The 24,059-nt window shown below is 41.4% G+C and carries 26 protein-coding genes; 25 read left to right on the top strand and 1 reads right to left on the bottom strand.

Annotated features, from left to right (window positions below):
* Positions 1–10 precede the first annotated feature (10 nt).
* The 11 genes from hisC to ypjB all read left to right on the top strand — a co-directional run bounded on the left by hisC (position 11) and on the right by ypjB (position 10,022).
* Positions 11–1,108 carry a histidinol-phosphate transaminase gene (gene hisC / locus NKR21_RS11320; RefSeq protein WP_144457943.1) on the top strand — a complete coding sequence of 366 codons (1,098 nt, stop codon included), beginning with the start codon at positions 11–13 and terminating at the stop codon, positions 1,106–1,108.
* A gap of 113 nt (positions 1,109–1,221) precedes the next feature.
* Complete coding sequence (locus NKR21_RS11315) at positions 1,222–2,337, top strand: prephenate dehydrogenase (RefSeq protein ID WP_144457941.1); 1,116 nt, start codon at positions 1,222–1,224, stop codon at positions 2,335–2,337.
* A gap of 10 nt (positions 2,338–2,347) precedes the next feature.
* Positions 2,348–3,634, top strand: a complete 1,287-nt coding sequence (aroA, locus tag NKR21_RS11310) for a 3-phosphoshikimate 1-carboxyvinyltransferase (protein ID WP_088001004.1) — start codon at positions 2,348–2,350, stop codon at positions 3,632–3,634.
* 291 nt (positions 3,635–3,925) lie between these two features.
* The gene (locus NKR21_RS11305; protein WP_144457939.1) at positions 3,926–5,197 is read left to right on the top strand and encodes a tetratricopeptide repeat protein; all 1,272 of its coding nucleotides are present in this window, start codon (positions 3,926–3,928) and stop codon (positions 5,195–5,197) included.
* A gap of 75 nt (positions 5,198–5,272) precedes the next feature.
* On the top strand, positions 5,273–5,812 hold the full coding sequence (locus tag NKR21_RS11300; protein ID WP_144457937.1) for a ReoY family proteolytic degradation factor: 540 nt from the start codon (positions 5,273–5,275) through the stop codon (positions 5,810–5,812).
* A 61-nt stretch (positions 5,813–5,873) separates the two neighbouring features.
* Positions 5,874–6,320 carry a YpiF family protein gene (locus NKR21_RS11295; RefSeq protein WP_144457935.1) on the top strand — a complete coding sequence of 149 codons (447 nt, stop codon included), beginning with the start codon at positions 5,874–5,876 and terminating at the stop codon, positions 6,318–6,320.
* Between the two features lie 144 nt (positions 6,321–6,464).
* Positions 6,465–6,971, top strand: a complete 507-nt coding sequence (locus NKR21_RS11290) for a ubiquinol-cytochrome c reductase iron-sulfur subunit (RefSeq protein WP_007500911.1) — start codon at positions 6,465–6,467, stop codon at positions 6,969–6,971.
* A 2-nt stretch (positions 6,972–6,973) separates the two neighbouring features.
* Positions 6,974–7,648 (top strand): menaquinol-cytochrome c reductase cytochrome b subunit, encoded by a 675-nt coding sequence (gene qcrB, locus NKR21_RS11285; protein ID WP_003215804.1) that lies wholly within the window; start codon positions 6,974–6,976, stop codon positions 7,646–7,648.
* A gap of 42 nt (positions 7,649–7,690) precedes the next feature.
* The gene (locus tag NKR21_RS11280) at positions 7,691–8,458 is read left to right on the top strand and encodes a menaquinol-cytochrome c reductase cytochrome b/c subunit (protein WP_144457932.1); all 768 of its coding nucleotides are present in this window, start codon (positions 7,691–7,693) and stop codon (positions 8,456–8,458) included.
* 101 nt (positions 8,459–8,559) lie between these two features.
* A complete protein-coding gene (gene lhaT / locus NKR21_RS11275; RefSeq protein WP_041815659.1) occupies positions 8,560–9,153 on the top strand; it encodes a lipoprotein heptaprenylglyceryl N-acetyltransferase LhaT in 594 nt (197 codons plus the stop codon).
* A gap of 65 nt (positions 9,154–9,218) precedes the next feature.
* Positions 9,219–10,022 (top strand): sporulation protein YpjB, encoded by an 804-nt coding sequence (gene ypjB / locus NKR21_RS11270; RefSeq protein ID WP_119125043.1) that lies wholly within the window; start codon positions 9,219–9,221, stop codon positions 10,020–10,022.
* Between the two features lie 30 nt (positions 10,023–10,052).
* Here the strand turns inward: ypjB and NKR21_RS11265 are convergent, their stop codons facing one another.
* Entirely contained in the window at positions 10,053–10,925 is an 873-nt protein-coding gene (locus NKR21_RS11265; RefSeq protein ID WP_012010366.1) for a YitT family protein, read from the bottom strand.
* Positions 10,926–11,062: 137 nt separating this feature from the next.
* Here NKR21_RS11265 and NKR21_RS11260 point away from each other — a divergent pair, with 137 nt between their 5' ends.
* The 14 genes from NKR21_RS11260 to asnS all read left to right on the top strand — a co-directional run bounded on the left by NKR21_RS11260 (position 11,063) and on the right by asnS (position 24,025).
* Positions 11,063–11,398 carry a nucleotide pyrophosphohydrolase gene (locus NKR21_RS11260; protein ID WP_012010365.1) on the top strand — a complete coding sequence of 112 codons (336 nt, stop codon included), beginning with the start codon at positions 11,063–11,065 and terminating at the stop codon, positions 11,396–11,398.
* Between the two features lie 5 nt (positions 11,399–11,403).
* The gene (gene dapB, locus NKR21_RS11255; protein WP_012010364.1) at positions 11,404–12,207 is read left to right on the top strand and encodes a 4-hydroxy-tetrahydrodipicolinate reductase; all 804 of its coding nucleotides are present in this window, start codon (positions 11,404–11,406) and stop codon (positions 12,205–12,207) included.
* A 17-nt stretch (positions 12,208–12,224) separates the two neighbouring features.
* Entirely contained in the window at positions 12,225–12,644 is a 420-nt protein-coding gene (gene mgsA / locus NKR21_RS11250; RefSeq protein WP_012010363.1) for a methylglyoxal synthase, read from the top strand.
* Complete coding sequence (gene bshB1 / locus NKR21_RS11245) at positions 12,631–13,341, top strand: bacillithiol biosynthesis deacetylase BshB1 (protein WP_144457930.1); 711 nt, start codon at positions 12,631–12,633, stop codon at positions 13,339–13,341. Before mgsA ends, bshB1 begins: the two co-directional genes overlap by 14 nt.
* Entirely contained in the window at positions 13,338–14,483 is a 1,146-nt protein-coding gene (gene bshA, locus NKR21_RS11240) for an N-acetyl-alpha-D-glucosaminyl L-malate synthase BshA (protein WP_012010361.1), read from the top strand. The genes bshB1 and bshA overlap by 4 nt, the downstream gene beginning before the upstream one ends.
* Entirely contained in the window at positions 14,476–15,678 is a 1,203-nt protein-coding gene (locus tag NKR21_RS11235) for a CCA tRNA nucleotidyltransferase (RefSeq protein ID WP_144457927.1), read from the top strand. Before bshA ends, NKR21_RS11235 begins: the two co-directional genes overlap by 8 nt.
* Positions 15,651–16,634 (top strand): biotin--[acetyl-CoA-carboxylase] ligase, encoded by a 984-nt coding sequence (locus tag NKR21_RS11230; RefSeq protein WP_144457925.1) that lies wholly within the window; start codon positions 15,651–15,653, stop codon positions 16,632–16,634. The genes NKR21_RS11235 and NKR21_RS11230 overlap by 28 nt, the downstream gene beginning before the upstream one ends.
* A 197-nt stretch (positions 16,635–16,831) precedes the next feature.
* Positions 16,832–17,671 carry a 3-methyl-2-oxobutanoate hydroxymethyltransferase gene (panB, locus tag NKR21_RS11225; protein ID WP_012010358.1) on the top strand — a complete coding sequence of 280 codons (840 nt, stop codon included), beginning with the start codon at positions 16,832–16,834 and terminating at the stop codon, positions 17,669–17,671.
* Positions 17,668–18,534 (top strand): pantoate--beta-alanine ligase, encoded by an 867-nt coding sequence (panC, locus tag NKR21_RS11220; protein WP_012010357.1) that lies wholly within the window; start codon positions 17,668–17,670, stop codon positions 18,532–18,534. The genes panB and panC overlap by 4 nt, the downstream gene beginning before the upstream one ends.
* The gene (gene panD / locus NKR21_RS11215; RefSeq protein WP_034620444.1) at positions 18,527–18,910 is read left to right on the top strand and encodes an aspartate 1-decarboxylase; all 384 of its coding nucleotides are present in this window, start codon (positions 18,527–18,529) and stop codon (positions 18,908–18,910) included. Before panC ends, panD begins: the two co-directional genes overlap by 8 nt.
* A 113-nt stretch (positions 18,911–19,023) precedes the next feature.
* On the top strand, positions 19,024–21,816 hold the full coding sequence (dinG, locus tag NKR21_RS11210; protein WP_012010355.1) for an ATP-dependent DNA helicase DinG: 2,793 nt from the start codon (positions 19,024–19,026) through the stop codon (positions 21,814–21,816).
* A 132-nt stretch (positions 21,817–21,948) separates the two neighbouring features.
* Positions 21,949–22,119: a YpmA family protein gene (locus NKR21_RS11205; RefSeq protein WP_003215469.1), complete on the top strand. Its 171-nt coding sequence runs from the start codon at positions 21,949–21,951 to the stop codon at positions 22,117–22,119.
* A 12-nt stretch (positions 22,120–22,131) separates the two neighbouring features.
* Positions 22,132–22,617 carry a cell wall elongation/penicillin-binding protein regulator TseB gene (gene tseB / locus NKR21_RS11200; protein ID WP_012010354.1) on the top strand — a complete coding sequence of 162 codons (486 nt, stop codon included), beginning with the start codon at positions 22,132–22,134 and terminating at the stop codon, positions 22,615–22,617.
* Positions 22,618–22,732: 115 nt separating this feature from the next.
* Complete coding sequence (gene asnS, locus NKR21_RS11195; protein WP_088001079.1) at positions 22,733–24,025, top strand: asparagine--tRNA ligase; 1,293 nt, start codon at positions 22,733–22,735, stop codon at positions 24,023–24,025.
* Positions 24,026–24,059: the final 34 nt, after the last annotated feature.

The following is a 24,059-nucleotide window of genomic DNA, read 5'->3' as shown; positions in this document are numbered from 1 at the left end:
GGTGAAACTTTTGCAAATCAAAGATCAATTAAAACAACTAAAACCGTATCAACCTGGGAAACCAATTGAAGAGGTCAAAAAAGAATATCAATTAGACAAAATTGTGAAATTGGCTTCAAATGAAAACCCTTTTGGATGTTCCACACATGCAAGAGAGGCGATACAAGCTGAGCTTGAACATTTAGCGATTTATCCAGATGGATACAGCGCAATTTTAAGAACAGAGCTTGCTGAGTTTCTTCAAGTAAATGAAAAACAATTAATATTCGGGAATGGCTCAGATGAACTTGTGCAAATTATTGCTAGGGCATTCCTTGACCAACATACAAATACCGTCATCCCATCTCCGTCTTTTCCGCAATATCGTCACAATGCAATCATTGAGCGGGCAGAGATTCGAGAAGTGCCGCTTTTAGACGGAGGAGCTCACGATCTAAAGGGCATGCTGGATGCGATTGATGAGAACACGAAGGTCGTTTGGGTATGCAACCCGAATAACCCGACAGGAAATCATTTGTCAGAATCTGAGCTTGTGGCGTTTTTAGATCAAGTACCTGCTCATGTACTTGTGGTACTAGATGAGGCATATGTCGAATATGTTCGTGCGGAAGACTTTCCGAACAGCTTATCTTTATTACACAGTTATCAAAATATTATCGTACTCCGAACATTTTCAAAAGCGTATGGACTGGCCGCGCTTCGAGTAGGCTATGGCATTGCATCAGAAGAGTTGATTACTGCGATTGAGCCAGCGAGAGAGCCGTTTAATACGAGTCGTATCGCCCAGGCAGCTGCTCGAGCGGCGATAAAAGATCAGGACTTCATTCAATCATGCAGACAGAAAAATGAGGCAGGTCTCAAACAATATCAAGAATTTGCTGACCGTTTTGGACTATTTATTTATCCGTCTCAAACAAACTTCGTGCTGATTGATTTTAAAAGAGATGCAGATGAATTATTTCATGCATTATTGAAAAAAGGCTACATTGTTCGATCTGGTAAAGCACTTGGTTTTCCAACGTCTTTACGTATTACGGTCGGAACAATGGAGCAAAATGCAGAAATTCTAAGTACACTTGCTGATTTATTGCAAGGCATTCGTGCGTAGCATAACTATAAAGTCATATCCTTTTACAGGATATGGCTTTCATTGTACCAACTTCATACATATAAGCTTTTGAAATGGCTTTTTTAATTTTCGCGAAAAAACAGGTGATGAACATGAATGATGCAAATGAAACAATATTAATCGCTGGACTTGGTTTAATTGGAGGTTCCATCGCACTGTCGATTAAAAAAGAGTATCCCTATAAAAAAATTGTTGGATACGATGTGTCCAAAGAACAAATGGTTGCAGCAACAAAGCTAGGTATCATTGATTTAGCAGCTGATTCTTTTGCAGCAGGTTTGGCTGAATCTGCGACTATAATTTTGGCAACACCAGTTCAGCAAACAGTAAAGATGCTTCGTGATATTGCAAACTCTGGAATTGAGAGAGATCTTACAATTACCGATGTCGGCAGCACAAAGCAAAAGGTCGTCCATTTTGCAGAAAAAACGCTTCCTAATCACTATCAATTTATTGGTGGACATCCAATGGCGGGCTCTCACAAGTCAGGTGTCATTGCAGCGAAAGACTTTTTATTTGAAAATGCGTTCTACATTTTAACGCCAGCAAAGGAAACAAACCGCGATGCTGTTGATCGTTTGAAGGACTTGTTAAAGGGAACAAATGCTCATTTTATTGAAATGACCCCAGAAGAACATGATGGTGTAACAAGTGTGATTAGTCATTTCCCGCATATTGTTGCTGCCAGCCTTGTGCATCAAGCGCATCATTTTGAAGAACACTTCCCGCTTGTTAAACGGTTTGCTGCTGGAGGCTTTCGTGATATTACACGTATTGCATCAAGCAATCCTGCAATGTGGCGAGATATCCTTCTGCACAACAAAAATAAGATTTTAGACCGGTTCCATGAATGGAAAAAAGAGATCGACCGCATTGAGACCTTTGTGCAGCAAGAAGACGCTGAAGGCTTGTTCTCTTATTTTCAAGAGGCAAAGGAATATCGTGATGGACTTCCTTTGAGGAAAAAAGGTGCTATACCTGCTTTTTATGACCTTTATGTGGATGTTCCAGATCACCCTGGGGTCATTTCGGAAATTACAGGGCATTTAGCAAATGAGAACATCAGTATTACGAATATCCGTATTATTGAAACGCGGGAAGATATAAATGGGATTTTACGCATTAGCTTTCAAACAGAAGACGACCGTAAACGTGCAGAGATCTGTATAAAAAATAGAGCGAATTACGATACATTTTATGCTGACTGAGGTGACAAAGATGAAAATTCATAAACATGCTCCTATGAATGGAGTCATTCATATTCCAGGTGATAAATCCATTTCTCATCGATCAGTGATGTTTGGAGCAATTGCTAATGGGACGACAGTGGTGAAAAACTTTCTCCCAGGAGCTGATTGTTTAAGCACAATTGATTGTTTTAGAAAGATGGGCGTTGACATTGAACAAAAAGGGACAGATGTTGTGATTCATGGGAAGGGACTGAAAGAGCTGAAGGAGCCGTCTGACGTCCTCGATGTTGGAAATTCTGGTACAACCATTCGATTAATGATGGGAATATTAGCTGGTTGTGAGTTTCACAGTACACTGATCGGTGATGAGAGTATTGCTAAAAGACCCATGCAACGAGTAACAGGTCCACTTAAACAACTAGGAGCGAAGATAGATGGTAGAGCAAACGGCGAGTATACGCCGCTGTCTATTCGTGGTGGTCATTTAAAAGGAATCTCATATGAGTCTCCAGTCGCAAGTGCGCAAATTAAATCCGCTGTCCTTTTAGCAGGGCTTCAAGCAGAGGGAACAACGACATTAACTGAACCACATAAATCAAGAGATCATACAGAAAGAATGCTCTCCATGTTTGGTGTGAAACTAGACGAAGATGAACAAAGTGTTTCCATTGAAGGCGGTCAAACATTAAAAGCAACAGATATATTTGTTCCTGGAGACATTTCTTCAGCTGCATTTTTCCTTGTTGCTGGATCGATTGTTCCTAACAGCCGAATTGTGTTAAAAAATGTTGGGCTAAACAAAACAAGAACGGGTATTATTGATGTTTTAAAACAAATGGGTGCGAATCTTGAGATCAATGAAGTAGATGCAAAAGGCGGAGAGCCATATGGCGATTTAACAATCTCGACCTCTTCATTAAAAGGGATCGAAATTTCTGGTGATGTGATTTCAAGACTCATCGATGAGATTCCGATTATAGCGCTTCTAGCAACACAAGCAGAAGGAACAACGATTATTAAAGATGCTGCTGAGTTAAAAGTAAAAGAGACCAATCGAATCGATACAGTCGTGTCAGAACTTAAAAAACTCGGTGCTGATATTGAAGCAACAGATGATGGTATGAAGATTCATGGTAAAACCCCGCTTCAAGGCGGCGCTGTTGTATCAAGCTACGGAGATCACCGAATCGGTATGATGCTTGGGATTGCTGCATGTATCACAAAGCAAGCGGTTGAGATTGAAGATACAGATGCTGTACGCGTCTCATACCCGAATTTCTTTGAACATATTGAATACTTAACCAAAACAGTCTGAGGGTGTCCTCAGGCTTTTTCTTTCTTTAGGCATATTTGTAAGGAATATAGCATAGCTTGTCTCAAGATGAAACCTGGAAAAAAATCATTTTATTTGATCAAAAAATGAATTTCAGGTGTTTTCAGTTTACAAAACCTTCGTTTCGTAAAGGATGAAATGAAAAACAGTCTTTAAAACACAAAATTGGGTTCATTTTAAAAGTGCAACATATTTGCTGGATGAGTACCTGTCGATTATGATATGAAGTAACAATAGTTTAGGTTTTTGGAAAACAGAAAGGAACGGTTTGATTTGAATAGTTCATTACAAGAAGCCATAAAATTAGTTGAGGCGGGTGAGACTGAAAAAGGACTTCAAACACTTGCTCAGGCAGAAAAGCATTTGCATGATGAAGAAAAGGCTCAGGCAGCTCAGTTATATTATGATTGGGGAGATATCGATAAAGCGAGAAATCTCATCAGTGATTTACATGATTTATATCCAGAGGAAACAGGGTTAACATGTTTTTATGCAGAACTTCTGATTGACTCTGATGAAGAAGAAAAGGCAATTTCGGTATTAGAGACAATTCCTGAAGATGATGCTGCATATCCAGAGAGCCTACTGTTAATGGCAGATTTGTATCAAATGCAAGGGCTATTTGAAGTCAGTGAACAAAAACTCTTAAAAGCAAAAGAGTTGCTTCCGAATGAAGCCATTATTGATTTTGCATTAGGTGAATTGTATTTTTCGCAAGGTCTTTCAAAGAAAGCGGCTGACTATTTCTACAAGGTCGCAGATCAACAACATGAAGTTGGCGGCGTCAATGTTTTTCAGAGGCTCGCTGAATCACTCAGCACAGCTGGAGAATTTGAAGATGCGCTTGAATGGTACGAAAAGGCAGTGAAAGGCCAAACAGACCCGAATACCCTTTTTGGTTACGGATTTACAGCGATGAGGGCTGGTCGAACGAAAACAGCCATTCAGCAGCTTTCCGAACTAAAAGATATTGATCCATCTTATTCGTCCCTTTATATGCCTTTAGCAAAAAGTTATGAGGAAGAAGGACTATATCACGAAGCTTTAGATGTAGTCAAAGAGGGTATTAAAATTGATGAGTATAACAAAGAATTATATTTATATGGTGCAAAGATTGACTTGAAAAATGGGGATTCAGAAGATGCGAAAAAGTTGCTTCAAGAAGCTCTTGCTCTTGACCCGGGCTATATTGAAGCGATTCAAACATTGCTCGCGATCTACTTAAATGAAGAGCTTTTTGATGAAATTCTGGATGTCATTAAAGAGGTTAAAAGCTTTGGGGAAGAGGATCCAAAATGGAATTGGTATGCTGCATCTGCATCTGTTGGACGAGAGGAATATAAAGAAGCAGCAGAGTACTTCAAGCTGGCTCTGCCTGATTTTGATGAGGAACGTGACTTTTTATATGAATACGCGACGTTCCTTTTAGAAGAAGGCAGACAAAAAGAAGCATTGCCTCTATTACGCAAAGTTCTTCAGAAAGATGGCATAAATGAAGAAATCGAAGAAACGATTTTAAGAATTGAAGACGAAATTTCCTTATAGTTTGCAGGAATGAAGAACTGGTTTGTTGAATAATTCATGTATAGCAATTTAATTTACGATAGAGGAGGGAATAACATGCAGACCCCTGTTTCTGTCAATGAAAAGAAGGAATTCATCCGGTGGTTTTTGAACCATTATCAGTTAAAGCGAAGAGAGTGTGTTTGGATATTAAATTATTTAATGAGTCACGACTCTTTGATGGAAAAGGTTCATTTTGTAGAGCAAGCAGAATTTTGCCCAAGGGGAATCATTATGTCAACACACTGTGTGGATGAAGTTCCCTTTAGATTTTATAAAGAAAACATCATGACGACAGATGCTGAAAAGTCATTTCATGATATTCGCTTGAATAAACAGCAAGATTTGTTTATTCAATTGAATTTCCGTTCTGCTTATCGTTCGCCGGAATATGCAGCTGTGCTTGAAATAAATCCTCATATTCCAAAGGATCTTTATGAGAACGAAAAAGATAAGGATCTTGCAGAGAAAGTACTTGAACACTCAATCGCAACTTTCCAAAAAGAACGACTTATGAAAGAGATAGATGAAGCACTTGACCGTCATGATCAAGAAACATTTAATAAGTTAGCAAGAGAATTAAGCCTTTTGTCATAAACTGAACGCATAAGCCTTGCCCTATCCAGGCAGGGCTTATGCCATGAAAGAGGGGAAATTGATGAAGTTTCACGCGGAGGATGCGGATCGCTTTTTACAATCTAAAGATTACATTGATACCGCTATCATTCCATTAGTTGGAATAGATGCGAATCAAATCAAGCAAACCGTATCTTTAGGGGAGTTTACTATTCTTGTAGCAGAGGAACTTGAAAGGCAGCTGAAAGGGCGGGTCTTTCTTTTTCCATCACATACATATGTAGAAATCAATGATCGAAAACTAGAAGACATCTTCACGATGAAGCAATCGCTTGAAGATCATTTTCAACATGTCGTATTGATCTCATCTGATCACGGGTGGAAAGAGCATGCGCTCGTTAGTGAATCACTATTTTTATTAAAGCCGGTCCCGCTCGAGCATTTAAAGGTAGAATTAAAGCAAAAAATCGTTCAAGACAGTGTGGAACAAATTTTGAACTTTTTGTTACAAAAGTGGAACCCTTCATAAAAACCCTTACATTTGCATTGTACATAGCTTTTTAGGCTGTTGACCTTGTGAATAGATTGATATATTATGAGGGTGTCCTAGTTTTATGAAATTTTTTCTAATTCAGTTATAAAGTAGCTGACGACCTGAGGGGGGGAGAAAAAAATGAGCGAGAAGAGACATGGAGTGTCCAGGCGTCAATTTTTGAATTACACGTTGACCGGCGTGGGGGGATTTATGGCCGCTGGAATGCTCATGCCTATGGTTCGCTTTGCGCTTGACCCTGTGCTAAAAGGAACAGAGGATCAGGATATGGTTCAAGTTGTCAGTGTTGATGAACTGACGAAGGAACCGAAGCGCTTTGACTTTAAAATTGATCAAGTAGATGCGTGGTATGAGTCAAAGGAATCTAGGTCAGCATGGGTGTACAAAGAAGGGGATGAAATTGTCGCTTTATCGCCAATCTGTAAACATTTAGGATGTACAGTGAACTGGAACAGTGATCCGAAAAATCCAAACAAATTTTTCTGCCCATGCCACTATGGGCTGTACGACAAGGATGGTACAAACGTACCCGGAACTCCGCCACTTGCACCGCTTGACCATTATAAGCAGCAAGTGAAGGACGGATACCTCTATCTTGGAAAAGCTGTGCCGAAAGGGGAAGGGTAACGATGCTTAACAAGATTTATGATTGGGTAGATGAGCGGCTGGACATTACACCAATATGGAGAGATATTGCGGATCATGAGGTGCCTGAGCATGTCAATCCAGCACATCATTTCTCCGCTTTTGTGTACTGTTTTGGCGGTTTAACGTTTTTTGTGACAGTCATACAAGTCCTTTCGGGCATGTTTTTAACGATGTATTACGTGCCGGATATTAAAAACGCATGGGAATCTGTTTATTATTTACAAAATGAAGTGGCATTTGGTCAGATTGTTAGAGGGATGCACCACTGGGGTGCGAGTTTAGTTATTGTCATGATGTTTTTACATACGCTAAGGGTCTTTTTCCAAGGGGCGTATAAAAAGCCTAGAGAGCTCAACTGGATTGTTGGTGTGCTCATTTTCTTTGTGATGCTTGGTCTTGGATTTACAGGTTATCTCTTGCCATGGGATATGAAGGCGCTATTTGCGACGAAGGTTGGTCTTCAAATTGCAGAAGCGACACCTTTCATTGGGAAAGAGATCAAAACGCTGCTTGCAGGTCATCCTGACATTGTAGGGGCACAAACGCTGACGAGATTTTTCGCTATCCATGTCTTTTTCTTGCCAGCGGCATTATTTGGGCTGATGGCTGCCCACTTTATTATGATTCGTAAGCAAGGAATTTCTGGACCGCTATAAAAAAGTTGCGTTTGATGAATGTTCAATGAGGAGGGGATGACTTTGCATAGGGGAAAAGGGATGAAGTTTGTCGGAGACTCTAGAATTCCGGCAGAAAGAAAACCTAACATACCTAAAGACTATTCCGAATATCCGGGAAAAACAGAAGCCTTTTGGCCGAACTTTCTTTTAAAGGAATGGCTTGTAGGTGCCGTTTTTTTAATTGGATTTCTTGTCCTAACTGTGGTTCATGCACCTCCGCTTGAGCGGATGGCTGATCCAACAGATACCGGCTATATTCCGCTGCCAGACTGGTATTTCCTATTCTTGTACCAGTTATTAAAATATGAATTTGCTGCAGGTGGCTATACGGTAGTTGGTGCGATGATTATGCCTGGGATTGCGTTTGGTGCACTGCTGCTCGCACCATTTCTTGATTCTGGTCCTGAACGTAGACCGTATAGAAGACCGGTTGCAGTGGGGATGATGATCCTTGCAGTCGGCGCAGCAACATATTTAACATGGGAGTCTGTTGCTACTCATGATTGGGAAGCAGCGGCAAAGCAAGGTGAAATTAAGAAAGAAGCAGAAATTGATACATCGGCGGCAGAGTATAAAATTTATCAGGAGCAAACATGTATCTCCTGTCATGGGGATAACATGCAGGGCGGAGCAGCCGGACCGTCACTTGTTGACAACGGTCTTGCACCTGAGGAGATCGCTAAGATTGCTGTTGAAGGAAAAGGTAATATGCCTAAGGGTATCTTTAAAGGCAGTAATGAAGAACTTGAAAAGCTGTCTAAATATTTATCTGAGGTCAAATCTAAATAATTCAGTTGTTTAAATGCAAGTACAAGGATATACTCAAAAGAGAAAAAGCTGGCGCTGTCAGCTTTTTTTCTGATTTTATTAGATCGTGAGTGAAGAGACGTATGAGATGGATTCAATATCTACTAGCCACACGCTATATGCTTGTGCTAATCCTGATAATTAATTTCCTTGGCACTGTGTACGGCTACTATTGGTATATTCCACAGCTTGTTGAAACGCCAGCTATCTTTTTAGCTTTTGTTCCAGACAGTCCAACGGCAAGCTTTTTCTTTTTATTTGTTCTACTTGCGTTTTTGATGAAACGTAACGCTCCTTATTTTGAAGCACTTGCCCTCGTGACCTTAATTAAGTACGGGTTATGGGCTGTAGGGATGAATATCTTTGTGCTTTTATCTGTTGATGATTTTCCGTGGGAAGGATACATGCTGATTGGCTCCCACTTTGCGATGGCGGTTCAAGCCGTATTGTTTGCACCGTATTATCGTTTTAAAATGCGTCATTTGGTCGTAGCTGGCATATGGATCTTACATAACGATGTGATTGATTATGTATTTGGTATGATGCCGCGTTATTCTATGCTGTCTGCCTATACAAACGAGATCGGCTACGTCACGTTTTGGTTAAGCATTGCCGTTCTTCTTGTTTCATATTATCTGGTCCTATCGAAAAAATCGATCAAGCTTGAACTCCCTTAACAATATTGGTCTAACCTTGTCCTTTTCTTCATACGCTGTATGGAGAAGGGCTAGGAGGGACTTGCATGAAACGAAAGCCAATCGCGATAATTCTATTATTTTTTCTCGTATTACAGCCATCTGTTGCCAAAGGCGAGGAAACAGCAGCTAGTGTGCTGCAAGAATTAACGGAACTATCAGATTCAATCTTTCAATTAACGAGACAAGCTAAATATGATGAGGCGTTACAGGTCGCATTGTATGTTGAAAAGACATTTAAAGCTGAGAATTGGCGCGGAACGCTGACAAATACGCAGATTCGACAAATTACAGTTGGCTATCAAGATATCATAAAAGGGCTGCCGCAGGAAGAATTGAATGAGCGCGAAAAGCTTCGTTATGCCTCTCAGTTTAGAATGCTACTCGATGCGATCCAGTCAGACTCTGAGCCACTTTGGGGTTCGCTGGAGAAGCCCATTATGGGGTCTTTTCCTACATTGAAAAAAGAAGTGAAGGATCCGGAGTCAACGACGTTTTATGAAACTTGGAATGAGCTAGTTTCTTTATACGATATGATCTATCCGAGTTTAACCATTGATGTTTCGCCTGAAAAGCTGCAAACGATTAAGCAACACATGGAAGTGATTGAGCAAGGTGAATTTTTAAAAGCATCAAGTGGGACAAAGCTTGAGCGCCTCACAAAGCTTGAAGAAGATTTATCGAGTGTGTTTGCTCACGTGGATCAAGATGAGGCTGACCCATCGCTTTTATGGGTCATTTTAACAACAGGAAGCATCATTTTATTAACGTTAACGTATGTAGGATTTCGGAAATACCGTGCTGAGAAAGAGAAGAAACAAAAACGACAAGCTGACTATCCGAAATCATAAAAAAGAAGCACCATTTTTGGGCTTCTTTTTTTAATGCGGATTAAGCGGCTTTTTGTGTTCATCTAATGTGAAGCCTTCCCCAAGTACATCATGGACGTCACTGACGGATACAAACGCATGAGGATCGACTGAGGTCACGACGCTTTTGAGATGGACAAGTTCATTTTTCGGGACGACGCAATAAAGGACGTTGCGCTCCTGTTTTGTATAAGAACCAACCCCTTTTAAAACGGTGACACCTCGCTCCATTTCCTCTGTAATTTTCTTTTGAATGATGTCATCTTTTTCAGATATGATCATGGCGCCTTTGGCTGCGTAAGCGCCTTCTTGCATGAAGTCAATGACCTTCGCAGCAACAAATACTGCGACGAGCGTATACATGGCTTCTTTGTAATTTAAATAAGTAAGAGAAATCGTAATGACGCAAGCGTCGAAGATGAACATTGTTCGCCCCATAGCCACTTGATAATGCTTGTTGATGAGTCTTGCGATGATGTCAACACCACCGGTAGTACCACCGAACTTAAAGATGATTCCAAGGCCTGTTCCGATAAACACACCAGCAAAGAGCGCGGCAAGGGCCAAATCGTGCTGAAGAGGCATATGTATTTGAAAGCGCTGGAAGATGGCGAGAAAGACAGAAAGACTGACGGTGCCTACAATTGTATAAGTAAACATGGTTCTGCCGAGCATTTTCCAGCCGATAAAAAAGATCGGAATGTTTAAGACAAGGTTTGAAATGGATGGGTCAATGTGGAATAGAAAATATAAAAGCAGTGTAATACCTGTAAATCCGCCTTCCGCCAAATTGTTCTGCATATTAAAATGAACAAGACCGAAAGAAAAAATCGCAGATCCTATTAAAATAAATACGATATTCTTAAGACGAATTTCTTTTAGCAAGAGACCACTCCTTTTTTTGCTTAGACAGCGATAATATTATATGGTATGGGAGAGAAACAAGCAAACTGAGTTTTAAACATTTGTCAAATATTTATGATTTCGCTAACATGTAAGAGATGGATAGGAGGATGAGCTTCATGACGAATGAAAAAACGCTGCGTTACGTGCAGCAAGAAGTAGATGATTACATAGGACAATTTAAAGAAGGCTATTTCAGCCCGCTTGCCATGATGGCCCGCCTGACAGAAGAATTAGGCGAGCTAGCAAGAGAGGTCAACCATTACTATGGAGAAAAGCCGAAAAAAACAACGGAAACAGAAAAAAGCATGGAAGAAGAAATTGGCGATGTTTTATTTGTGTTAACATGTCTCGCTAATTCACTAGATATATCATTAGAGGAAGCACATGATCGTGTGATGCATAAATTCAATACTAGAGACAAAGACCGCTGGACGAAAAAAGAAGGGAAGTAGAGACGATGACGAATCAAACCATCAAAGTAGTAATCGCTGGAGCAAGAGGGAGAATGGGGATAGAAGCTGTGAAGCTGGCAGAAGAGACGAGCCATTTTGAGCTAGTGGCAGCCCTTGATCACGCGCACGAAGGAAAAAAATTATCTGATGTGATTCATACAACATCTGAGGCGCCAATCTATACAGATATTGATGTGTGTCTTTCAGAGACAGCACCTGATGTCTTAATTGATTTGACGACACCAGAAATAGGAAAAGTACATACAAAAAAAGCGCTTGAACATGGCGTACGTCCAGTCGTCGGAACCACTGGATTTTCTGAAGCTGATCTGAAAGAGCTCCAGCAATTAACAGAAGAAAAGGGCATAGGCTGTATTATTGCACCAAACTTTGCTGTCGGTGCGGTCTTAATGATGAAGTTTGCCAAAATGGCAGCAAATTACTTTCCTGACGTTGAAATCATTGAGCTTCACCATGATAAAAAACTAGATGCTCCAAGCGGTACTGGTCTTAAAACTGCTGAAATGATTGCAGAAGTTAGAGAAAGCAAAAAGCAAGGACATCCAGATGAGAAAGAATTAATAGAAGGTGCACGAGGCGCAGATTATGACGGGATCCGCCTGCACAGCGTAAGGCTTCCAGGTATGATTGCACATCAAGAAGTACTATTTGGAATGGACGGACAGACGCTCACCATTCGTCATGATTCTTATAACCGCGCCTCATTTATGTCAGGTGTAAAGCTTTCAGTTGAACAAGTCATGCACATTGATCAACTCGTCTATGGTTTAGAAAATATCATTGACTAATAAGGAGTGAATTCCTGATGAACATTGCTTTAATCGCTCACGATAAGAAAAAAAGTGACATGATCCAATTTGCCATTGCGTACCGTGATATATTGGCAGATCATACACTTTACGCAACAGGGACTACAGGTTTGAGAGTGAAAGAAGCGACGGGGCTTCCCATTCATCGTTTCCAGTCAGGCCCGCTTGGAGGAGATCAGCAGATTGGTGCTTTAATTGCTGATAATGCAATGGATCTTGTGCTCTTTTTTAGAGACCCGCTTACCGCGCAGCCGCATGAACCAGATGTATCTGCACTCATTCGGCTTTGCGATGTGTATACGATCCCACTAGCCACCAATATGGGGACCGCAGAAATTTTAGTCAGGAATTTAAATAAAGGTACGTTTGATTTTCGAGATGTAGCAAAAAACGGAGGAACAAATGAAACGACTTGATATCCTTGCTTTCGGAGCCCATAGTGATGACGTAGAGATCGGTATGGGCGGAACGATTGCAAAATACGTAAAAAAAGGGGCGCGTGTCGGAATTTGCGACTTGACCCAGGCTGAATTATCTTCGAATGGAACGGTAGAGAGCCGTCAAGAGGAAGCAAAAGCGGCTGCCGCCATTTTAGGCGTGTCAACGCGAATCCAGCTCACGCTGCCAGACAGAGGGCTTTATGTAAATGACGAAGCAATGAAGGACGTTGCAAGCGTGATTCGTACATACAAACCGAAACTCATTTTTGCTCCGTATCACCAAGATCGGCATCCAGATCATGGTCATGCGGGTACACTTGTTGAAGAAGCTGCTTTTTCGGCAGGGATACATAAATTTGAAGATTCATACAAGCAGCCTGCGCATAAAGTAAGTCAGATGTATTATTACATGATTAACGGTCACCATCGTCCAGATTTTGTGATTGATATTTCTGAGGAAATGCATCAAAAGATTGATAGCTTGCATGCGTATCAAAGTCAATTTGTGAAATCTGCGAATTCAGTTGAGACACCTCTTGTGAACGGATATATTGATTTTGTCAAAATGAGAGAGTCTATGTATGGAAGGGAAGTCAATAAAGCTTATGCAGAAGGGTTTATCACAAAGAAACCACTTTTGATTGATGACGACTTACTTGGGGGGGAATTATGAAAAAACTAAAGGTCGGAATCACTTGTTATCCAAGTGTCGGCGGATCGGGCATTATTGCGACGGAACTTGGAAAACGTTTAGCTGAAAAAGGGCACGATGTTCATTTCATTACCTCAAGTATTCCGTTTAGGCTCAATAAAGTGTATCCGAATATTTATTTTCATGAGGTGGATGTCAATCAATACGCTGTTTTTCAATATCCGCCTTATGACCTTGCATTAGCAAGTAAACTGGCAGAAGTCGCAAGACGAGAGAAGCTTGATATTATTCACGCGCATTATGCGGTGCCTCACGCCGTCTGTGCGTACTTAGCGAAGCAAATGACTGGACACTCTGTAAAAGTTGTCACGACGCTTCATGGGACGGATATTACGGTTTTAGGCTATGATCCATCATTAAAGGAAGTCATTCGCTTTGCAATTGAATCATCAGACCGGGTAACGGCGGTGTCGCATTCATTAGCTGCGCAGACGTACGACCTCATCAAACCGAATAAAAAGATCGAAACAATCCATAATTTTGTCGATGAGCGTGTATACTTGCGTGATGATCACAATGTGCTGAAGAGACACTATGGTCTTTTAGATCATGAAAAGGTCGTCATCCATGTATCGAATTTCCGCAAGGTGAAGCGGGTGCATGATGTCATTCATGTATTTAAAAAAATCTCTGAACAGGTGAATGCAAAACTGCTGCTCATTGGGGATGGTCCTGAAAAATCGGTTGTTTGCGAACTCGTGAAAAAGCTGGGACTAACAGATCGCGTGTTATTTTTAGGAAAGCAAGAGAAAGTAGAAGAGCTGTATTCCATCAGTGATTTGAAGCTGCTTCTATCTGAGAAAGAGAGCTTCGGACTTGTGCTTCTTGAGGCAATGGCATGTGGTGTCCCATGTATTGGGACTGATGTTGGCGGTATTCCAGAAGTCATTACACATGGGGAAACAGGTTTCCTTGTCCCGCTCGGTGATATAGACGCGGCAGCTAAACACGCAGTCTCTATACTCAAAGACAAAGCGCTTCATGAGCAAGTGTCGGCGGCGGCCCAGTCTAGCGTTCAAGCCCATTTTTCTTCTGAAAAAATTGTAAGTGAATATGAAGAGCTTTACCTAGAATTGATCGAAGGTGATGATGAACATGAATGAACCATTCACACATGCGATCCCTATTTTACATACACTGCACGAACATGGATATCAAGCTTACTTTGTCGGCGGAGCAGTGAGAGATGTCCTTTTAGGCAGGGAAATCGGCGATATCGATATAGCAACGGATGCAACGCCTGATACGGTCGAGTCTTTATTTGAAAAAACAGTTGATGTTGGCAAAGAGCATGGCACGGTCATAGTGTTACATGATGGGATGAGCTATGAGGTGACGACGTTTCGAACTGAATCAGAATATGAAGATTTTCGCAGGCCGAAAGAAGTGGCGTTTATCACATCCTTGAAGGAAGATCTTTTAAGAAGAGATTTAACGATCAATGCGATGGCCATGGATATAAATGGAGAAATCATTGACCATGTAGGGGGCAAACAGGATATTGAGCGGAAACGAATTCAAACCGTAGGAGATCCTGCGTGCCGCTTTCAGGAAGATGCGCTTCGTATGATGAGAGCGATCCGTTTTTTAAGCCAGCTTGGCTTTGAGCTCGCTGCAGAAACAGCTGAAGCAATGGAAAAAGATAAGCACCTCCTTGCCAACATATCCGTTGAACGCAAAAAGATTGAAATGGAAAAGCTTTTAAAAGGACGTTATTGTGAGCGGGCGATCAAAGTGCTCATTTCTACCAAATTATACGAAGAATTGCCGGGACTCGAAAAGGATCGTCTGCAAGACTCCTTTCAGTCATTTCCGTATTATTTACTGGATGGACTGGAAGAAGTATGGGGGGCTGTCATCCATTTGCTTGGCTTAGATGAAGAGAAGGCCGTGCTTTTCTTAAAAGAATGGAAGCTGTCAACAAAGCTATTAAAAGACGCGGTCGCCATTAGCCGATACGTCGATTGTGAATGGAATGCCGAAAAGATGTTTGAAGCTGGTGAACACGTGCTTTTATCTAGCTTGAAAATTACACAGCTAAAACACGAGCGGCGCATTTTCTTTGACGAGCTGGAGGCTGCCAAGAGTTCTTATGATGCACTGCCGATTAAAACGCTTCAAGACCTTGCTGTTTCAGGAAAAGATTTAATGGCCTTTCGGCAAAAGACATCAGGTAAATGGATCGCAGAAGAGCTTGATTTGGTGAAAAAAGCCGTACTGCACAATCATTTGGAAAACCGAAAAGAAGCCATAGAGGAGTGGCTTACCGCATGCGATCAGCAATTAGAAAACGATTAATTGAACTATTTACAGCATCTAGTCAGGACTTTGTCTCGAGTCAGCAAATATGTGATGAGCTTGGTTGTTCTCGAACGGCTGTTTGGAAGCATATGGAGGACTTGAGAAAAGAGGGTTATGAAGTAGAAGCTGTCAGAAGAAAAGGTTATCGTCTGCTTCGTAAACCGGACAAAATTAGTGAGGACGAAATTCTATTTGGTCTAGACACAGAGAGTTTTGGCAGACACATATATTTTCAGAAAGAAGTTGCATCCACCCAGCTGATTGCCCATGATCTTGTAAATGAAGGTGCGCCCCACGGCACGCTCGTTGTCAGTGATCACCAGACAAACGGGAAAGGCCGCCTTCAAAGAGCATGGCATTCACCAAATGGGACAGGCATCTGGATGAGTCTCATTCTACGACCTGAAATTCCTCTGCATAAAGCGCCGCAGATGACGCTTTTGGCATCTGTCGCCATCGCAGAAGCCATTGCAGACCAAACAGGACTCGGACCTTCGATTAAATGGCCAAATGATATTTTATTAAATGGGAAAAAGGTCGTTGGCATTTTGACTGAATTAAAAGCAGAGGCGGACCAGGTTCATGCGGTGATTATTGGACCGGGCATTAATGTGAACCAAACGGCTGTTGATTTTCCTGATGAACTAAAGAATATCGCCACGAGCCTGCGAATGGAACTGAATGAAAAAGTGGACCGTGCTGCGCTCATCCAACAGATCATGTCCAATTTTGAAAAAAGATATGCTGATTATATAAAGCATGGATTTGCGCCCATTAAACAATTATGGGAATCGTATGCGATGACAATCGGTCAGCATATTGTGGCCCGCACCGTCAATGGGCAATACACTGGAAAAGCGCTCGGAATCAATGAAGAAGGTGTATTATTGCTTGAAACGGAGGAAGGGATCCAAAAAATCTACTCCGCAGACATCGAGATCAAGTCAACTTAAGTGGAACACCCGGCACAATTTTGATATACTTCGTGTGGGCAGTATCTGAAAAGAGCTGTACCTGTTAGAAACAAAAATTTGATCAATTTCTGCCTTGATCCTAAGGGACTTGGACAGAGGGATGATTCGCCGTGCATGAGAAATCAAAACATGTGATGTGAGGCAAACCATCTCCTCTCCAGAATGAGGAGGAACAAATGAAGACAAAGCTAGATTTTTTCAAAATGAAAGAACAAAACGAACCAATTGTGATGCTGACAGCATACGACTATCCATCTGCAAAGCAAGCAGAAAAAGCGGAAGTCGACATGATCTTAGTGGGTGATTCACTTGGGATGGTTGTACTTGGACTCGATTCGACAATACAAGTCACGATCGATGACATGATCCATCACACAAAAGCAGTGAAAAGGGGCGCAAAAGACACATTTATTGTGACAGATATGCCATTTATGTCTTATCATTATTCATTAGCAGAAACATTAAAAAACGCAGCACGCATCATGCAAGAAAGCGGTGCGGATGCCTTAAAGCTAGAAGGCGGAGATGGTGTATTTGAATCCATTCAAGCTCTCACAAGAGGCGGGATTCCTGTCGTCAGTCATTTAGGCCTTACACCTCAGTCAGTTGGAGTACTTGGCGGTTATAAAGTGCAAGGAAAAGACCACGAAAGTGCGCAGAAATTGATTGAAGACAGCTTGAAATGTGAGGAAGCTGGTGCGATTGCACTTGTCCTTGAATGCGTACCTGGTGAACTGACAAAACGAATTACCGACATGCTGAAGATTCCTGTGATCGGGATTGGTGCAGGGGCTGAGGCAGACGGACAAGTTCTTGTTTACCATGATGTGGTAGGATACGGGGTGTCTAGAACACCTAAGTTTGTGAAACAATACGCGCAAATTGATACATTATTAGAAGAAGCGCTTATTCAATATACGAAAGAAGTAAAAGCACACACATTTCCAGAAGACAAGCATACATTTCATATCAAAGAAGAAGTCCTTGATGGTTTATATGGGGGGATCAAAAAATGAACGTTGTCACCCATATTCACGAGTTGAAGGAATTGATTAAGCAACATCAAGAAAAGCAGCATTCCATTGGCTTTGTCCCAACGATGGGCTTTCTTCATGAAGGACATTTGACGCTTGCGAAAGAAGCAAGGGATCAAAATGACCTTGTAGTCATGAGCATCTTTGTCAATCCTCTGCAATTTGGACCGAACGAAGACTTTGAATCCTATCCACGGGATATGGAAAGAGATCAGCGCCTTGCAAAAGAAGCAGGAGTAGATATTTTATTTACACCTGATGTGAAAGAAATGTATGCAAATGAACCATCGATCACGATGACGGTTCGAAAGCGGACGGATGTCTTATGCGGGAAAAAACGTCCGGGACATTTCGACGGCGTTGTTACGGTGCTTACAAAGCTATTTCATCTTGTAGCACCAACAAATGCATACTTTGGTCTAAAGGATGCACAGCAAGTCGCTGTGATCGACGCGATGATCAAGGATTTCTTCTTTGATCTTCACCTTGTCTCAGTACCGACAGTTAGAGAAGAAGACGGTTTAGCGAAAAGTTCAAGAAATGTGTACTTGTCTGATAAAGAAAGACAAGAAGCACCTGCTTTGTACCGCGCACTGAAAAAAGGACAGTCAGCGATTGAAAATGGTGAACGTGACGTCAGTCGCATTTATCAGTTGGTAGAAGAGGATATTCTTCAAACGAGCGGGGAAATTGATTATATTGAAATTTACTCCTATCCAGAGCTTGAGCCGCTTCAGCAGTTAGCAGGTCAGGTCATCATTGCGATTGCGGTGAAATTCTCACGGGCAAGACTGATTGATAATGTCATATTCCATGTTCCTGAAAGCGGTGAAAAGCATGTATAGAACCTTTATGACTTCTAAACTTCATAAAGCGACGGTAACAGAAGCAAACTTACATTATGTTGGAAGTATCACCATTGACGAAGATTTACTTGATGCGGCAGGTATGATGGCAAATGAGAAAGTACAGATTGTCAACAATCACAATGGCGCGAGACTTGAAACGTATATTATTCCGGGTGAAAGAAAAAGCGGGGTCATTTGTCTAAATGGCGCAGCAGCAAGATTGGTTCAGCCGGGTGATGAAGTGATTATTATCGCTTATGGAATGCTCTCAGAAGAAGAAGCAAAGACGCATACACCAAAAGTGGTCGTGTTAAATAAAGAAAATCAAATTGAACAAATGATTGGGCAAGAGCCTGCGAGAACGATTTTATAACGCATGCTCCAATGAAACAGAACAGTTTAAGAAAAGAAGCTGTTCTGTTTCAGCTATTTTTGCCCAGAGCGTGTTTCACTTCGAGTGAAACGAGGAATTGAGGTGTCCATTTTATGGCCGATCAAAGGTTTGTTGTCGTTGATATTGAAACCACCGGGAATTCACCCAAAAAGGGTGATAAAATCATTCAAATTGCTGCGGTGGTCATTGAAAATGGACAAATTGTCGAACGGTATTCAAAATATGTGAACCCGGGAAAACCGATCCCAGGATTTATTGAACAGCTGACAGGCATTCAGCAGCATATGGTTGACGATGCGGTGTTTTTTGAGGATATTGCCCAAGAGGTGTATGATCTCATTCAAGGCGCTTATTTTGTTGCGCACAATGTTCATTTTGACTTGAATTTTTTAAATGATGAACTAAAAGCATGCGGGAAAAATGAGCTGGATGTGCTAGCGATTGATACAGTTGAAATTTCTAGAATTCTTTATCCAGAGCTTGAAGGCTATAAGCTCACTGAACTAAGCGAAGAGCTCATGCTTCCACATGACCACCCGCACAGGGCGGATAGTGATGCGGAAGTTACTGCTATGTTATTTTTAACCTTACTCCATCAATTAACGCATACACCGCAAAATGTGCTAAAGCAGCTGCGTAGATTATCCTCTTATCTTTTAAGTGATATAGGACTTTTAATCCAGCAGCTTGAAACGAGTGATGCTAGCCGCGAAAATTCATTGGTAGAAGTCGGCTCTTTTGCTGTTAAAGATGTCACCAATTCTGAAAAGGATACGACAAATTCAGTAGGGGAAGACGATGAACAGCTGTTTGAGGAGATCAAAAAGAAGCTGCCCCAAACAGTGGAAGGCTATGAAGTAAGAGAAGGACAGCTCAAGATGATGAATAAAGTGAGAGATGTGTTTCATGAAAGAGCTTATGCTTTAATTGAAGCGGCACCAGGTATCGGAAAAACGCTCGCATACCTCATACCAGCTGCATTAGAAGCAAAGAAATCAGGAAAACCTGTTATTATTAGTACATATTCCATTCTTTTGCAGCAGCAAATGCTTCAGCGCGATATGCCGATTTTAAATCAATTGCTCCCATTTGAACCAGCAGCCTGTGTATTTAAAGGTCGGGCGCATTATATTTGCTTAGATAAGTTTGAGCATGTACTGCATGAGGAAGATGATAACTATGATGTGGTCTTAACGAAGGCGCAAATATTAATGTGGCTCCTTGTAACAGAAACGGGTGATTTATCTGAGCTAAATTTACCGTCGGGAGCTGCCAATATAAAAGACCGAATTTCGTGCGTGCACATGCCGTTTACATCGAAAAAGCGCCGGTTTAAAGAATACTGCTTTTATGAGCGTGCGAAAAGAAGGGCCAAAACAGCTGATTTAATTTTAACAAATCATCGCCTGCTCTTATCACAAACGGAGGCATCATCTATCTTTCAGCATGCAGACGTATATGTGATTGACGAGGCTCACCAATTTGAGAAAACAGCCAATGAAACGCTAGGGGATAGCGCGTCGTATATCCAGCTTCATGCGAAATTAACGCAGCTTGGCTCCTTACAGGGCGGTTTGTTAAAGAAGCTGAAAAAAAGATTTCACGCTTCCGGCTTACAGACGGACACCTTTATCGAAATGGATGAGTATCTTCATCAGCTTCAAATGGAAAGTGACGCCTTTTTTAGTACCGTCCATTCTTTTGTCAAAAGGACAAAACCAAAAGCAGACATCAATCGTCTCATTCATAGAGTACGTCATCAGTCGAAGCATGCGCAGTGGAAACGGATTAAAGAGACGGCAAGTAAGCTTTGTTCCTTGTTAATTGCTTGTGAAAAGCTGTATGAACAGCAAAAAAGCGAGCTTCTTCAAAAAAGTGATCAACTGACAGAACACTTTGCGTTTGAAGCAGAGGAATACGATCAAGTGATGTCGTTTATGCAAACATTTTGCAGTACGCTGTACCGGTTCATTTTTGAACCGAAAAACGATGAAACGGTTTGGATTGAGATTGATGCAAAGGGTGCCAAAAACGCTGTCTTTATGCATGCACAGCCGCTAGATACTGGAGAGCTTTTAGCAGATCGCTTTTTTATGAACAAAAAAAGTGTTGTTCTCACATCAGGGACACTGACAATCAATGGTCGCTTTGATTATTGCTTAGAACGATTTGGTCTGCAGGACTTTTATCCGCATCTTGTACAGATTGAATCACCGTTTGAACTTGAAAAACAGCTCAAGGTGATTGTGCCAGCTGATATGCCGCCGATTACGAACCGTGATGAGCGCGACTATGTAAAGCAATCAGTACGGTACATTAAGTTGATGGAAAAGCAGCACCAGGCGAAGATATTGGTGTTGTTTAATTCACATGAGATGTTAAAAGCAGTATATGATGAACTGAAAACAGAAGGGATGCAAGCTGCCCTTTTTGCTCAAGGTTTGACGGGTGGTAGTCCTGTTAAATTAACGAAGATGTTTAAATTAGCAAAACATGCGATTTTACTTGGTACGGGTAGTTTTTGGGAAGGTGTCGATTTTCCTGGATCAGAGCTGACAACAGTCATTATGGCACGTCTTCCGTTTCGACCGCCTGATTCACCGCTTATTGAAGCAAAATGTGATGCCGCTAAAAAACAGGGCAAAAATCCGTTTAAAGCCGTTGCTCTCCCAGAAGCTGTGTTAACCTTTAAACAAGGTGCAGGCCGCTTGCTACGCTCTGAAAAAGACATAGGCACATTGCTCATTTTAGACCGCCGAGTGAAAACCGCGTCATATGGAAAGCTATTTTTAGAATCACTCCCTCACGCGCCGGTTCACGAGATGACAAGAGAATCACTTGAGGCGTATATTGAGGAGCTCAACAACGAAAAGCCGCTGTCATAAGCGGCCTTTAGCTGGTGTGGGTTTGGAGTTAATTTATCGTAACGGCTTTTTGTGTTCCGTTGTAAAAATAGTATCGGTTCCCGCGCCGAAAAGTATGACTAACAATATTTACGTACCGAGGAGGAATTAGAAGTGGAAAGTAAAATAGAGGTACTTTCAACTGTTCACATTAAGCATTCAGAGGACCTGTATAAAATTGTTGACTTATTGAACAGAACGCTTAAAAGAGAAGATCTCATGTTTGGACTTGCATTAGATCAAGAAGATCAAAATCAAGCGATATTTACAATATATCGCACATAGGGGAAGCTTGACATGAAAAAAATAGTTTGGATCATCTCATCCGTTGTGGCTTTTGTTTTGCTTATTGGCATCATCAGCTTTACATGGATTTATCAGATTGCCATGGGGCAAAAAGAACAAGGTCATGAAACGGCGATTGAACGAGCGAAAAAACAAGCAGACATCGTACAAGTGGAGCAAGTAGAAACCTTTGTCGGAAAAGAAAAACAATTTATTGTGGAAGGGAAAAACAAACAAAATGAAACAACCTATGTTTGGGTACCTGCCAGCAAAAAAGAAAAAGTGATCGCAAAAAGGGCAAAAGATGGTGTAACCTCAAATCAAGCAGTACAAGCTGTTCAAAAGGAGAACACGGTCTCTAAGCTAAAGGACGTTCAATTAGCAAGAGAAGGTGATGTACTCCTTTGGGAAGTGACGTACTTAAATGAAAACAATCAATACAGCTTTAGCTATGTCGATTTCTCGACAGGACACGTAGAAAAAAATGTAACACCATAGTTTCTCCTGTCTTGCGTTGACCATGCTGATTTAGAACGGTTATAATAAAATGTATGAAAAAAGAATCACACCTATCGAAAAGGTGAGCTTCTTTCTGGCTTTGGAGGGAATTATGTTGAAAACAACGATTAATCAAGTGTTCAAACATGTCGATGAAGATGTAACCATCGGCGCATGGATTGCCAATAAACGTTCAAGCGGTAAAATTGCATTCTTGCAGTTGCGTGACGGGACAGGCTTTATTCAAGGAGTCGTAGTAAAAGCAGAAGTAGAAGAGGAAGTCTTTAAGCTTGCAAAATCAGTCACTCAAGAAACATCTGTCTATGTGACAGGACAAGTAACAAAAGACGAGCGTTCACCTCTTGGTTTTGAATTGCAAGTGAAATCCATTGAAGTGATTCATGAAGCAACTGACTACCCGATTACACCAAAAGAGCATGGAACAGAATTCTTAATGGATCACCGTCATTTATGGCTTCGTTCTAAAAAGCAGCATGCCATTATGAAAATTCGTAACGAAATCATTCGTGCTACATATGAATTCTTCCATCAAGAAGGCTTCGTGAAAGTAGATCCGCCAATTTTAACTGGAAGTGCACCTGAGGGCACAACGGAGCTGTTTGCGACGAAATATTTTGATGAAGACGCATACCTTTCTCAAAGTGGACAGCTTTACATGGAAGCTGCTGCTATGGCACTTGGGAAAGTATTTTCTTTCGGTCCAACATTTAGAGCTGAAAAATCTAAAACAAAACGCCATTTAATTGAGTTTTGGATGATCGAGCCTGAGATGGCTTTTGTCGAATTTAATGAAAACCTTGAGTATCAAGAAAACTATGTAACTCATGTGGTTCAAAGTGTACTTGAAAACTGTAAAGTGGAACTGCATACACTTGGCCGTGATACAGCAAAACTAGAAAATATCAAAGCACCATTCCCGCGTATCACTTACGATGAAGCCATTAAATTCTTGCAAGAAAAAGGATTTGACGATATTGAATGGGGAGATGACTTCGGCGCGCCTCACGAAACAGCGATCGCTGAAAGCTACGATAAACCAGTGTTTATCACTCACTACCCAACATCATTAAAACCATTTTACATGCAGCCTGCACCAGATCGTGATGATGTCGTTCTTTGTGCAGACTTGATTGCTCCAGAAGGCTATGGAGAGATCATTGGCGGTTCTGAGCGTGTTCATGATCTAGAGCTTCTAGAAGCAAGATTGAAAGAACATGGACTAGATCAAGAAACTTACAAATGGTACACAGAATTAAGACAATATGGTTCTGTCCCGCATTCAGGTTTCGGTCTTGGACTTGAACGTACAGTTGCTTGGATTAGTGGAGCGCCGCATGTGCGTGAAACCATTCCTTTCCCAAGATTATTAAACCGTTTATATCCTTAAGACGTGAAAGCCTCCAACATATGGAGGCTTTTTC

The organism is Bacillus sp. 1735sda2 (assembly GCF_024159245.1).
Classification (GTDB): Bacteria; Bacillota; Bacilli; order Bacillales; family Bacillaceae; genus Bacillus; species Bacillus pumilus_O.
This window is presented reverse-complemented; position numbering and strand designations above follow the sequence as displayed.